This window comes from Arsukibacterium sp., assembly GCF_036735525.1.
In the GTDB taxonomy this organism is placed as follows: domain Bacteria; phylum Pseudomonadota; class Gammaproteobacteria; order Enterobacterales; family Alteromonadaceae; genus Alishewanella.
On the sequence record NZ_DAINOE010000093.1, the window covers coordinates 1 to 10,712 of the forward strand.

General features: G+C 50.5%; 20 protein-coding genes. 18 read left to right on the forward strand and 2 right to left on the reverse strand.

Translation table 11 applies throughout. The features are described 5' to 3' along the window. The 14 genes from V7D78_RS14395 to V7D78_RS14460 form a co-directional block, all read left to right on the forward strand. Positions 1 to 243: hypothetical protein (locus V7D78_RS14395; RefSeq protein ID WP_333609151.1), on the forward strand; the 243-nt coding region annotated here is incomplete at its 5' end. After that, positions 206 to 460, forward strand: coding sequence for a hypothetical protein (locus V7D78_RS14400; protein ID WP_333609152.1), 255 nt, complete (start codon positions 206 to 208; stop codon positions 458 to 460). The genes V7D78_RS14395 and V7D78_RS14400, both read left to right, overlap by 38 nt. Before the next feature lie 62 nt (positions 461 to 522). Then, complete coding sequence (locus V7D78_RS14405) at positions 523 to 837, forward strand: hypothetical protein (protein ID WP_333609153.1); 315 nt, start codon at positions 523 to 525, stop codon at positions 835 to 837. 6 nt (positions 838 to 843) lie between these two features. Further along, entirely contained in the window at positions 844 to 1,290 is a 447-nt protein-coding gene (locus V7D78_RS14410) for a hypothetical protein (RefSeq protein ID WP_333609154.1), read from the forward strand. Further along, a complete protein-coding gene (locus V7D78_RS14415; RefSeq protein ID WP_333609155.1) occupies positions 1,283 to 2,068 on the forward strand; it encodes a hypothetical protein in 786 nt (261 codons plus the stop codon). The genes V7D78_RS14410 and V7D78_RS14415 overlap by 8 nt, the downstream gene beginning before the upstream one ends. Positions 2,069 to 2,245: 177 nt before the next feature. Beyond that, positions 2,246 to 3,091: a major capsid protein P2 gene (locus V7D78_RS14420; RefSeq protein WP_333609156.1), complete on the forward strand. Its 846-nt coding sequence runs from the start codon at positions 2,246 to 2,248 to the stop codon at positions 3,089 to 3,091. A 9-nt stretch (positions 3,092 to 3,100) separates the two neighbouring features. Beyond that, on the forward strand, positions 3,101 to 3,448 hold the full coding sequence (locus V7D78_RS14425; protein ID WP_333609157.1) for a hypothetical protein: 348 nt from the start codon (positions 3,101 to 3,103) through the stop codon (positions 3,446 to 3,448). A gap of 116 nt (positions 3,449 to 3,564) precedes the next feature. Next, the gene (locus V7D78_RS14430; RefSeq protein WP_333609158.1) at positions 3,565 to 3,789 is read left to right on the forward strand and encodes a hypothetical protein; all 225 of its coding nucleotides are present in this window, start codon (positions 3,565 to 3,567) and stop codon (positions 3,787 to 3,789) included. A gap of 5 nt (positions 3,790 to 3,794) precedes the next feature. Further along, complete coding sequence (locus V7D78_RS14435) at positions 3,795 to 4,457, forward strand: hypothetical protein (protein ID WP_333609159.1); 663 nt, start codon at positions 3,795 to 3,797, stop codon at positions 4,455 to 4,457. 3 nt (positions 4,458 to 4,460) lie between these two features. Next, positions 4,461 to 6,005, forward strand: coding sequence for a hypothetical protein (locus V7D78_RS14440; protein WP_333609160.1), 1,545 nt, complete (start codon positions 4,461 to 4,463; stop codon positions 6,003 to 6,005). Further along, positions 6,006 to 6,497, forward strand: coding sequence for a structural protein (locus V7D78_RS14445; protein WP_333609161.1), 492 nt, complete (start codon positions 6,006 to 6,008; stop codon positions 6,495 to 6,497). Then, a complete protein-coding gene (locus V7D78_RS14450) occupies positions 6,494 to 6,901 on the forward strand; it encodes a hypothetical protein (RefSeq protein WP_333609162.1) in 408 nt (135 codons plus the stop codon). The genes V7D78_RS14445 and V7D78_RS14450 overlap by 4 nt, the downstream gene beginning before the upstream one ends. Before the next feature lie 2 nt (positions 6,902 to 6,903). After that, positions 6,904 to 7,035 carry a hypothetical protein gene (locus V7D78_RS14455; protein ID WP_333609163.1) on the forward strand — a complete coding sequence of 44 codons (132 nt, stop codon included), beginning with the start codon at positions 6,904 to 6,906 and terminating at the stop codon, positions 7,033 to 7,035. Then, positions 7,035 to 7,202: a hypothetical protein gene (locus V7D78_RS14460; RefSeq protein ID WP_333609164.1), complete on the forward strand. Its 168-nt coding sequence runs from the start codon at positions 7,035 to 7,037 to the stop codon at positions 7,200 to 7,202. The genes V7D78_RS14455 and V7D78_RS14460 overlap by 1 nt, the downstream gene beginning before the upstream one ends. Here the strand turns inward: V7D78_RS14460 and V7D78_RS14465 are convergent. Together V7D78_RS14465 and V7D78_RS14470 are read right to left on the reverse strand one after the other, a co-directional pair. After that, complete coding sequence (locus V7D78_RS14465) at positions 7,177 to 7,566, reverse strand: hypothetical protein (RefSeq protein WP_333609165.1); 390 nt, start codon at positions 7,564 to 7,566, stop codon at positions 7,177 to 7,179. The genes V7D78_RS14460 and V7D78_RS14465 overlap by 26 nt on opposite strands. A gap of 210 nt (positions 7,567 to 7,776) precedes the next feature. Then, entirely contained in the window at positions 7,777 to 8,085 is a 309-nt protein-coding gene (locus V7D78_RS14470; protein WP_333609166.1) for a helix-turn-helix domain-containing protein, read from the reverse strand. 232 nt (positions 8,086 to 8,317) lie between these two features. Between V7D78_RS14470 and V7D78_RS14475 the strand changes: the two genes are divergently transcribed. From V7D78_RS14475 to V7D78_RS14490, 4 genes are all read left to right on the forward strand, one after another. Beyond that, entirely contained in the window at positions 8,318 to 8,590 is a 273-nt protein-coding gene (locus tag V7D78_RS14475) for a hypothetical protein (RefSeq protein ID WP_333609167.1), read from the forward strand. Then, a complete protein-coding gene (locus V7D78_RS14480) occupies positions 8,587 to 8,841 on the forward strand; it encodes a hypothetical protein (RefSeq protein ID WP_333609168.1) in 255 nt (84 codons plus the stop codon). Before V7D78_RS14475 ends, V7D78_RS14480 begins: the two co-directional genes overlap by 4 nt. Beyond that, the gene (locus tag V7D78_RS14485; RefSeq protein WP_333609169.1) at positions 8,838 to 9,143 is read left to right on the forward strand and encodes a hypothetical protein; all 306 of its coding nucleotides are present in this window, start codon (positions 8,838 to 8,840) and stop codon (positions 9,141 to 9,143) included. Before V7D78_RS14480 ends, V7D78_RS14485 begins: the two co-directional genes overlap by 4 nt. Continuing rightward, the coding region (locus V7D78_RS14490; protein WP_333609170.1) for a replication endonuclease at positions 9,143 to 10,712 on the forward strand (1,570 nt) is incomplete at its 3' end. The genes V7D78_RS14485 and V7D78_RS14490, both read left to right, overlap by 1 nt.

Sequence of the window (10,712 nt, forward strand, 5' to 3'; positions counted from 1 at the left end):
ATTAAGGCGTCATTAGAGCGCTTTTGCTCTTTGCAAGGCGCAAGCCGCGCAGCTCGGACTCGTGTGAATAACTGTAAGTGCGACCCGGAAGTGATTAACGAAAAGATTGCAGCAGCGAAAAATAGCACCGGAATAATCGGGTATTTAGACCGGGCCGGGGAGTGGATAGTGGAAAAAGTAACCGATTATTTCAAAGGGGAACAAAATGCAGGAATTAACCAGTATTGCGCAGCAAGTGCATGAAGAAACACGGGCGATTTACGATGAAACAAAGGTATTGGCTGGCAAAAATCCGCTGTTAGTGGCCGGCAAAATCCGGGAAGTGGCGCAGAGATCGGCGTTTAATAATATGAATTTGGCGCTAATTGCTTGCCGGGCAACGGAATATTCCAACAACGTGGCGCGGGAGCTGGATCAGCTAAAAAAAGAGTTAAAGCAACGCGGCTTAATTAGCAGCTAAAGGGGCAGCAATGAAACTAACAAAAGTAGCAATAGCGGTTAAAACCGCCCTGGGGGTGGGTTATGGCCCGCGATAATGTAGGCGTGATAAGCTGCCCGTTTACGGGCCAATTGTCAGTAGTTCGGGAAGATAAGCGGGGCAAGCTGTATTACTACAGCCAAGCCGGGAAAATTGCCCCGAATTTGCCAGCGGGCCAGCGTTGGTTGCAAGGCAAAATGCAGCCGCTAGAAAACTACACCATTAACGCAACCGCCGCAGGCTTCCCGCCTGACGTAAAGCCGTTAACGCAACAACCCGCAGCAACACAGGCGGGAAAACCGTTAACGGAACAGCACGAAGAAACGCCAGGCAAAAAGCCGGGCAATTGGTGGGAGTAATTACCAATGTTTGATACCGAAGAAAAGCCAGCCGCTTTCAGCGCGCAATACTCCGAACCGGCAGATATAACCGAAAATGAAACAGCAGAATGGAACGTGGCAGAGCAATTAGCCGGGGGCGTGGTGGTGGCCGGTGCCAGTGTTGATACCAGCCAGGAATTATCCGAAGTGGAATTTTCGATGGCTGATGTGCTCAGCCCGGCAATTCAATTAACCGCCGATATGCTCGCGCCGAATTGGGCAATAACCGAGGAAGAAAGCCAGGCACTTGGCGGGGTATGGGGCCAGGTTATTGAAGTGTGGTTGCCGGGTGCAACGCTTGATCCGAAGTGGGCCGCATTAGGGCTGGCCGCTGCCACTACGGCGGTTATTGCAAAAAGCCGCGCCGGGGTGCCAATGCGTAAGCCGAAAGTCGAAAAACGAGAAGAAAAAGAGGTGAACGCCAGTGAGTAGTGCATTTATCAGAAGTGACACCAGCCGCAGGGCAGATATCCGTTATTGTTGCGGCAGTACCGGCGCGGGTAAATCCAGTTACATCAAAGCAGACGTAGCCGCCGATAAACGGCTTCTAGTGTTTGATCCTGACGATGAATATGGAGATATTCCCGGCATTGTGTCGTTTCACGATGGCCCGGCACTGTTAGCCGCACTAAAAGAGCATAAAACCAAGCCGTTTAAAGCCAGGTTAGTGCAAGGCGGGCAAGCGGCGTTTGAATTGTGTAACTCGCTGGCGTTTGCCTGGACAAATTGCAGCTATATAGCCGAAGAAATCGCAGACGTTACCCGAGTGGGTAAGGCGCCGCAGCATTGGGGGCAGTTGCTACGCAGGGGCCGCAAGCGGGCCATTAAAATTTACATGACAACTCAGCGACCCAGCGAAGCCGACAAAACCGCATTAACCCAGGCCAGCATTGTGCGGACCGGGCTGCTTGGCCGTCATGCTGACCGTGAAGCGCTGGCCCGCGATATGGATATCCCTATTGCATTAATGGAAAAGCTGCGCCCGCTGGATTTTATCGAAGCGCACCGGGACGCACAGCGCCGGGTGTTTGTCGGTAATGCAGCAGACGGCACACGCGAAGAAATCACCGCAAGATTGCGGGATAACGCGCCAGAAGCCGAGCCAAAGCCAGCGCAAAAAGCGCCTGTAACGGCCAAAAAGCCCGCGAATAATTCCGTTAAGGCGCCAAGGCGAAACGCGGCGCAAAAAGCTGGCACTTTAAAGGCATGACACCTGTAATGATGCCCTGTATAGCACAAATAAATTAACCAGCAGAGCAGGGCAAAAAAATGAAAGCAAATATTAAATTTATCTTATTAGTGGCGGTGGGTGTAATGGCGGGCAAAGTCATTACTAAAAATCTGCCGTTAAACCTTCGCCGTCACGTTAGCTAATCAGGGGAACATCATGGCTCGCAGCTTTGACAATGTAGTAAACATCGAAAACGTATTAGCAGGACGCCGCGCCACGGTTCGCTTACCGCTTGGCCCGACCTACGACAAAATCCATTTTAAGCTGACAAATGTAACGGCAGCACAGCTAACCAATTTTAAGTTGGAACTGTCGGGAATTCTGGTTTCAGATTTTGCCAGCGCCGCGCTGATGCAAAGTATCGACCAGTATTTAGGCCGTACCATTGAAAGCGGCTATTTTACCTGGCATTTCAATGAAGATGATGTACTGGCAGAACTGTCTGACGGTCGCTTTTTTGGCTTAGCCACTCGCGGTTTATCATCTGCAACTATCAGCTTTGATATTGCAGCCGGTGTAACCGATCCGAACATTGAAATTTTTGTGGAACGCTCAGAGCCATTCCCAGCAGTTGGCCAGTGGATCCGTAAATTGCGCAGCTACCCCATTCAGCAAGCGGCAGCCGCCTTTACGGAAACCACCACGTTACCGCTAACCCGTAACCCGCAAATACCGGGGCCGGGCGGTGTAATGATTGACCAGCCCGTTTATGCGGCCCGCTACTATGTGCAAAAGTCAGATATTGGCGATGTAGAGTTTAAAGTGGACAGCGTGACATTCTTTAAACTGCCAAAAGCGGTTAATGAATACATGCAGCGTCGCTATAAACGGGTGCCGCAGGCCGGTTTTAACGTGCTGGATTTCACCCTGCAAGGTGATATGAAACAAGCATTTCCGCTGCTACCAACCATTCAGGATTACCGCATTAAACATTTTGCGGCAACGGGTGGCCAAACCGTGATCCACGTGGATTACTATGACCGCTTTGGCAACCCGCTGTAAGGAGCCATTATGTACGTAACAACGGCAGAACAAAGCCCGGTACTGAATAACAATGGCGCCCCGGCGTTTTTGGCGCAAATCCAGGGCGGTATTGGCTGGGCATTAGACCAGTACCGGGCGATTGAGGAAATTAAAGCCATTCGCCAGACGCCGCAAGAGCAGCTAACAGCAAATAAGTACCAGGACAACAGCGCAGCGAACAGCAGTACAACGGTGGCGCAGCCGACCATTGCACCTGATCAGCGCAGAGCGCAAGACTCCATGACAGTGGCGGGCGTGACAGTCAGTAAGCCGGTGCTTTACGTAGTGGCGGGCGTTTTGGCGCTAATTGCCGCTAAAAAGTACGGGGTGTTGTAATGCGCGGAAATGGCAACAAAGCCTTTTTTAAAGGAGTGGCGGCCGCGGTGATCGGCGCGTTTTTAATTAACTGGGTGGGCAATAAAATGCGCACCAACAAGCAACCGGGGGCGTAAATGTTCGGAGCAATGATGGGCGCGGCAGGGGGCGGCGGTGGCTACTCTTTCAGCGGTAGCAGCGAAGCAACCAGCGGCGGCGATCAGACCGGAGGCGCATTTTACGGCGGCGGCATCAGCCGCCAGCCTACGTCTGCCGCTAGCGCTGGCGCAAATAGTCAAACCATTCTGTTACTTGGCGCGGGTGCCGTCTTGCTCGCTATCTTACTGATTAAAAAAAGGTAGGCAGTATGCTTGGCGGCTTCTTTAACTCAAAATCCAAAACCCAAAACACCCAAAATACCACCAATACCAGCATAACGCAGGATATGAGCGACAACAGTTACAACGATAATCGGCAAAACACCGATATTGTTATGAGTGGCCAGTTTGCCGGGGTGAACAATCAGGGCGGCAATATATCCATTGTAGACGGTGGCGCGTTTAACGTAGCCAGCCAGGCCATTAATGGCGTTATTGATTTAACCGGCGAAACCGTTGGCCAGATGGCCAATTTAGCTGATCGCGGTTTTAGTCTGGCTGACAGCTTAGGTCAGGGCGGATTTATGCTGGCTGACAGCTTAGGTCAGGGCGGATTTATGCTGGCTGACAGCGTAACAGCCAGAAGCAACAATTTAGCCGACAGTCTGGCCCGGTACAATTCAGACGTGGCCCGGGACAGTATCGACAGCAGCCGCGCCATTACCGGCGCACTGCTCAGCTACGCCAGCCAGGAATCCGAGCAAAGCCGCAACCTGTCAGAAAATACCACCCGTTACGCACTGCAAGCAGTGGACAGCATCAGCCGCAGTGACGGCCAACAGTTGGGCGTGGAATCGTTGCAGACGCAAAAATGGGTAATGATTGCACTGGCCGCTGGCGCGGTGGGTATTGCTTTAATTCGCAAGGGGTAACAGATGCTATTTACATTAGATATTAAGCAGGGAGAAACCCGCGAAATTACCGGCGAGGGCCGCTATTTAAACGTATTAAGCGCCAGTGCGGGCAAAGTTAACGTCAGGGCGCTATTCAAAGGCAGTTATATCTTGTCGTCAGATATGCTGGCAGGCGATGCCGTAGAGCTAAACAGGACGGCAGACCGCCTGTATTTGACCATGCCAGAATATGGCGTGGCGGTGATTTGGTACAGCGATATTAAGCTGCAAAATAACGGCGTCACAGTAAAAGCAGCAGGTCAGTTAAAAGCGACACGCAAACAAGTGTTTGGCCTGAACAAATTAAATACCATAACAGCCCAAAATCAAGCCATTTCTGTTAGGCCAGAAGATGATATTACTATCGTTGGGGCTGACTTAAATTTGGCAGAGGGCTACACGCTGCAAGCAGGCGTTGAAAAAGAATTTAAGGTGTCTGGCGATATTTACGGCTATGTTCAGCCTGCCATTGTCACGCCGCCAGAAGTCGAAGCGGTTAAAACCCTAAATGGTACAGCAGGTACCAATAGCAGAACATCAGGGGGTAGCCCTGATTTGCTGGTGTATCACTCGCCAATCAGTAATAGCCCGGTGGCGGTGGCAGTGATCAATGGCGCGAATCAGGCATTGCCAACATCGTTAGTGGCCAGAGTGGGACCGGCATTGGTGGCGTTTGGTACGGCCAATAGCCGGTGGGCCTATCGTAACGGCACGTTCTACAATCTGCGGTTTGATTCCAGCACGGGTAACTATGCGATATTTGAATCAAGCGATTTAGTCAGCTTTAAAGCGGCAGCGGTGCGACCAGCAACGGGCGAATCCATACCGTTTGTTCAGTGGGGCGTGGGGGTGGCGTTTGACGTAGATAAAACAGGCCGCTTTGCCTGCATAGCCAGCGGCAATCAATCAACACCGAGGATGTCAGTCGCGGTAGTGGTCGATATGGCCAACAACGTCTGGCAATACAGCACCGCGCAAGTTGATTTTTCAACAGGATTAGGTTTGCTGGCCGGTGTCGGCAAGTTTGCAGCGGCATCGGGTAGCAGTCTTTATGCCATAAGCGCCAGCGCTATTACCAATTTGAACATAACAGGTTTGGGTTACACCGCAAGCGATAATCGAAAGTTGGCCGAAACCTCGTTCGGGGGCGTCCGGGCGCTGCGGGATAAGGTGGTGTTGCTGACAGATGAGTCAACAGGCTGGAAAGTAGATTATTTGGAAATGGGTGGTTTTGAGTTTGACAGCGCCACGATTGCCACGGCAGGCGATACGCTAATAACTGCAAAGGCTAATAACCTAAATTTCATTGATTTAGGCACCGGCCAGAAAATCACAGTACCCGCTACAGGCAGCGTGGCCAGTAAAACCGTGCTGGATTTAAAGGTGATGCAAGACGATGCGGGGCAAGCGGTGCTGGTGTTCAACACTGCGGGTACTTATCCGGATAATGGCCTGCATACGCAGCCGCTACCGGTGTTGTCAGGCACGATACTTCCTAAAAATATTGAAGTGCTGGAACTGTTTTAAATGAAAACATACGCACTGGCCGCAGCCGGTGCGGCCATACTTATCGGAGTGTTATACATGGCAAAGAAACAACCCGCAGATGAGCCAGCCGCATCAGATGCGCCGCGTGGTATTCGCAACAATAACCCGCTGAACATTGAGTTTAATCAGCGTAACAACTGGAACGGCCAAACCGGCACCGATGGCCGCTTTGCCACCTTTGAAACGCCATTTTACGGCATCCGGGCGGGCGCCAGGATGCTGAAAAACTACGCCGCCAATTACAATATCAGAACCGTTCGGGAAATCGTGGGCCGCTGGGCGCCAGCGGTAGAAAATGACGTTGAAGCCTATGTGAACAGCGTGGTTAAGCGTACCGGGCTTTTCCCGGATATGTATTTGGCGCCAGGTGATTACCCAATATTGATTGCCGCCATGATCCACCACGAAAACGGGCAACAGCCCTACGACTTGGCACTGATAACCGAAGCCACGCAGGCGGGCATGGCATGAAACTGACCAACAGCCAGCTAATGTTGGCAGTAGGGCTGGGAGCGCTGGCGCTGGCTGGCGCCTTTGTGTTTACCCGCCTGAGTAAAGCCCACAAAGCGGGCAGCGACTTTTTAAAACCTGCGGTGGACGTAATAGGGGACGCAATCAGCGCGGTTCGCTATGCAGGCACCGGGCTAGTAGCCAGCCAGGCGGGGATTATCTTGCGCCCGAAAGATTTTAAAGGCGGTGTGATCACTCCGCTGGCGTTTAAAGCAGCGTCAACTATGCACCCCGGCAACCCGGCAATCTTGCAACAGATCATGACACCGGCAGGCAACTTGCGCGAACCGTATTTAAGTACGTTGTTAGCGGTTAATGACACCATTTTAATTTTGCCTGATGGCAGTATAGAAACAGGAAAATAATAATGAAAAACTGGTTTAAAAAGCATAAGCGATTGTTAATCGTGGTAGCCGTGTTAATTGGCGGGCCACCGGCGACGGTTTACGTGAATGTGGCTGACGCGGCTATTGAGCTGTCAGAAGTAGCGGGGCAATAATGCAGGATTTTGTATTACTCATGCAGGAAGCACTGGCCACCGGCGCCAACGGTGCCACGATAGCCATTGCTTGGTTTCTGTTTAAAGTAGAACGCCGGGTGCATATTCTGGAAATCATGCAGGGCATACGCCGGGCCGATGTTAAAAAGCGCCAGGGCGATCAATAAACGGCACCTTTGACCAGTCCACGGCCCGCATCAAAAAGGGCCAGTGCGTTACCTGATCCAAACTGACACTGTGACCGCTACGCAAATATAAACCATCATGTTCAAGCTTTACCCCGGCCCGCCGCCAATTTTCTGGCAAATAATCGCCATTGGCCAGCATTTCAAGGCTAAGCCTGGCTCGGCGTGGCAGGCCGTATTTTAACCAACGCTGCGCGGTGCGCTCGGAAACGGCGCAAAATATCGCCAGCCGAGCAACATCAGGATTTTGATTGACAACACCGGCAGCGGTAACAGTAGGCAGGGCCAGAAAGCCGCAGGTAAACAATAAAGCATGATCACTGATAGACCGAGTTTGAATTAACATAGAATTACTTATTCCTTTTAGTAATAAAAACAGCGTTATTTGCTAAAACAGGTAAATGCAAAAAACGCGCCTTTAATCGGGAATTTGAACAAAAAGGCAGTAATAATAAGTTTGTTTATTTAGTAATCAATTATTTGCGATTTAACATAATATACAATTGCCCACTGACCAAAAAAATTAGCCTATCTTAATCAGTGGGTTAGTCATCATTTAAACCGCGTGAAGCGTCATTTTGGCGTTTGATTTTATCGCCCTGTCAGCCACACCACACCAAAAATCAAACACTTCGGCGGACCCTTGTTTCATGTAGCGCTCAGCATGAACGCAAGCCATGACAATCAAGGGATCAATCTCTAACAGGTCAGCGACTTTTAGTGCCATTTCATCTGATAGATAAGATCGTCCTGAGCGATAGTTGCCTATTGTTGAGGTGTTAACGCTTAATTTTTTAGCGAGTTGATAATCAGAAGTTAAGCCATACACGGCTTTCAAGTCATTTAGAAAGTCAGTAGTTTGCATTTTGTGTCTGCCATTTGTTCAAAAAACCCACACAGAGTATAGACCAATAGCACAAGGGTTGCATACCAAGGCAAGGCTTGCGTAATCTCAGGGCTTGCCTTATCCTGTTTTCGTTGTCTGCCAAGACGACAAAAACCCCACGGGCGGCAGCAAGGCTTACTCCATATTCACTTGCTGCTTAGCCCTCCGCCGTGGGGGCGGATGGGGCGGAGAATAATCAGGAGCCAAAAAAATGCAAAATTACAACCACCTGGGCAAATTTTTAAAAAAAGAAATGTGTCAGTGTTCTGATCCGGTAGCCGCTGAAAGCATGGCGTCACAATTCGCTTATTTATCGCATTTACACAACAACCAACTAAGCATTGCCGAGCTAACCAAGCGCATTGAAAACCTTGAAAAGCTGAAAGCGGATTATGCCGCAAGCATTGTCGATAACCGACCCACGTACCGCGCCAAAACCGCGCAGGCCGTCAGCAAACTAACCGCTTTGCAGGTGGCAGCATGAACGTAATAAGACTGGGCGGTAAATTCCATTTATGGCCGGGCAAGCGTTACAGCATGACATTGCCGTCAGGGCTGGCAATAGAGGGTAAGTTTTTAACTGTGGTTAGTGATGCAGTTGACGACCAGTATTTTGTTGTGGTGTTCGAGCTTGAAAACATCGGTGATTTTAACGTCACGATAGGCGTACATCAGAAAATCATATTTCACCCTGATTTTGGCATTAAGCCAGTGCTGGAAGGCGGTGCAGCATGAGCATGTTAAGGCACCATTTAAAATGGCATAAATACTACCTTAATGAGTGTTTAGACTCATTGCTTGAGGCGGCACATTGTGAGTTTGAGGGCTTACCACTAACGGCGGAATCTTGCTATAAGTGGGCGCATAATGAAGTTGCGCAAGCAAAGGAAGAAATAGACGCCATGCTGGAAAATTTAGAAATTGAACGAAAGTACAACCATGTTGGATCCACTAAAAAGGCGCTAATTATTCACCGTATATTGTTAAATCGTGTTACCCGTTGCGAGTGGCATTTGGCCGGGCGGGTGCTGCCATAATGCTAAGCTCAGCGTTAACCGATTGGCGCTGGTCAAACTCCCTGGTTGATCCGTTACCAGCCCGCTACGAAAAAAGCATTATCAGCCGTTACACCTCAAAATATAAAGCCGATGCCGTAGCCGCCAATGTGTGGCTGCGGCGCATCATGCAGCGCATCCACAGAATTAAAATGCCGCTAACCGCTATAAGCTCAGACGCCAGCGCGGCCAGTTGGGCAAGTGAGCATTACCGTTTACGTTACACCACAGCCCGCAACAGTTACCGGGTAATAGATGAATTAATACCGCGTTATGAGCATTTAAGAGACTACGCGCAAAACGCCGGGTTTAAAGCGCCGGGCGTGGGGCGTAAATCTATGACGCTGGCCCAGGTTAGCCAATGTGTGGCGCATCTGGATAACGAGAAATGGTGGCAGCGCCAGGCCAAAACCACAGCCGCGCAAGCCCGCGAATATATCGCCATTGCATTAGGGTTGGTGGGTAAACATGCAGAAAGTTACGTTAGCAAAGAGTGCTTGTCAGAGTGGACAAAGCAGCAGCAAAACGCCGCAGAGTTCCTCGAAAATAACTTTATCGGATGCGAGTTTGAAACAGATTACGGCGGTTTTGACCTAGAAGTGTGTAGCCTTGCGGATGCGTCGGCTAGTTCTACGGCTAACCCGGAGATAAGACGGCTTGAAATGATGGCCCGCATTAGGGGCATGAAAGAAGCCGCAGAAGCGGCCGGGCATGTGGCTATTTTTGTTACCTGGACAGCGCCGGGCGCATACCATTACAACGCCGGCCGCAAATGGTCGGGCGCTGATCCACGTGATACTCAGCGTTATTTAACAAACCAGTGGGCAAAGTGCCGGGCAGAGTTAAACGACAATGAAATAAAAATATCCGGTTTGCGGGTAGTAGAACCACACAATGACGAAACACCACACTGGCACCTATTGCTATTCGTTGACCCGGGGCAAAAAGAAGCGCTGATCCGTTTAATGAAATGCTACGCCTTACAGCATGACGCATACGAAAAAGGCGCAGTAGAACACCGGTTCACTGTTGAAGAAATCGACCCCGCAAAGGGCTGCGCCGTGGCCTACATTGCAAAATATATCAGCAAAAGCATTAACGCCGCCAAAAACGAAAATGAGCCCGACACCGAAACCGGCGAGCCGTTATCAGATGTTAGCAATAAATGCCGGGCGTGGGCGTCACGCTGGCGCATAAGGCAGTTTCAGTTTATCGGTGGGCCATCAGTATCAATATGGCGCGAATTGCGCCGCATCCGTGAACCGTTGTTATGTGAGCAAACCGAAGCAATCAGACTAGCGGCAGATAAAGGCCGCTTTTGTGAGTTTATCCAGCTTATGGGCGGGCTGTCAGCCAGCCGCAAAGATTACCCGGTTAACACCATTAAAAAAGTATCAGAGACAGCCAGCGGCACAGTGCGGGAGAAAATAACCGGCATTATCAACGCCGCGGGCGCTTACATGATCACCCGTAAAAACTGGATCCAGTTAGGAAACATTAAGGCGTCATTAGAGCGCTTTTGCTCTTTGCAAGGCGCAAGCCGCGCAGCTC

Coding starts and splice junctions, on each gene's coding strand:
- V7D78_RS14400 (WP_333609152.1), top strand. CDS start 206: ATGCAGGAATTAACCAGTATTGCGCAGCAAGTGCATGAAGAAACACGG.
- V7D78_RS14470 (WP_333609166.1), bottom strand. CDS start 8,085: ATGCAAACTACTGACTTTCTAAATGACTTGAAAGCCGTGTATGGCTTA.
- V7D78_RS14440 (WP_333609160.1), top strand. CDS start 4,461: ATGCTATTTACATTAGATATTAAGCAGGGAGAAACCCGCGAAATTACC.
- V7D78_RS14480 (WP_333609168.1), top strand. CDS start 8,587: ATGAACGTAATAAGACTGGGCGGTAAATTCCATTTATGGCCGGGCAAG.
- V7D78_RS14455 (WP_333609163.1), top strand. CDS start 6,904: ATGAAAAACTGGTTTAAAAAGCATAAGCGATTGTTAATCGTGGTAGCC.
- V7D78_RS14420 (WP_333609156.1), top strand. CDS start 2,246: ATGGCTCGCAGCTTTGACAATGTAGTAAACATCGAAAACGTATTAGCA.
- V7D78_RS14460 (WP_333609164.1), top strand. CDS start 7,035: ATGCAGGATTTTGTATTACTCATGCAGGAAGCACTGGCCACCGGCGCC.
- V7D78_RS14410 (WP_333609154.1), top strand. CDS start 844: ATGTTTGATACCGAAGAAAAGCCAGCCGCTTTCAGCGCGCAATACTCC.
- V7D78_RS14425 (WP_333609157.1), top strand. CDS start 3,101: ATGTACGTAACAACGGCAGAACAAAGCCCGGTACTGAATAACAATGGC.
- V7D78_RS14475 (WP_333609167.1), top strand. CDS start 8,318: ATGCAAAATTACAACCACCTGGGCAAATTTTTAAAAAAAGAAATGTGT.
- V7D78_RS14405 (WP_333609153.1), top strand. CDS start 523: ATGGCCCGCGATAATGTAGGCGTGATAAGCTGCCCGTTTACGGGCCAA.
- V7D78_RS14430 (WP_333609158.1), top strand. CDS start 3,565: ATGTTCGGAGCAATGATGGGCGCGGCAGGGGGCGGCGGTGGCTACTCT.
- V7D78_RS14445 (WP_333609161.1), top strand. CDS start 6,006: ATGAAAACATACGCACTGGCCGCAGCCGGTGCGGCCATACTTATCGGA.
- V7D78_RS14435 (WP_333609159.1), top strand. CDS start 3,795: ATGCTTGGCGGCTTCTTTAACTCAAAATCCAAAACCCAAAACACCCAA.
- V7D78_RS14485 (WP_333609169.1), top strand. CDS start 8,838: ATGAGCATGTTAAGGCACCATTTAAAATGGCATAAATACTACCTTAAT.
- V7D78_RS14465 (WP_333609165.1), bottom strand. CDS start 7,566: ATGTTAATTCAAACTCGGTCTATCAGTGATCATGCTTTATTGTTTACC.
- V7D78_RS14450 (WP_333609162.1), top strand. CDS start 6,494: ATGAAACTGACCAACAGCCAGCTAATGTTGGCAGTAGGGCTGGGAGCG.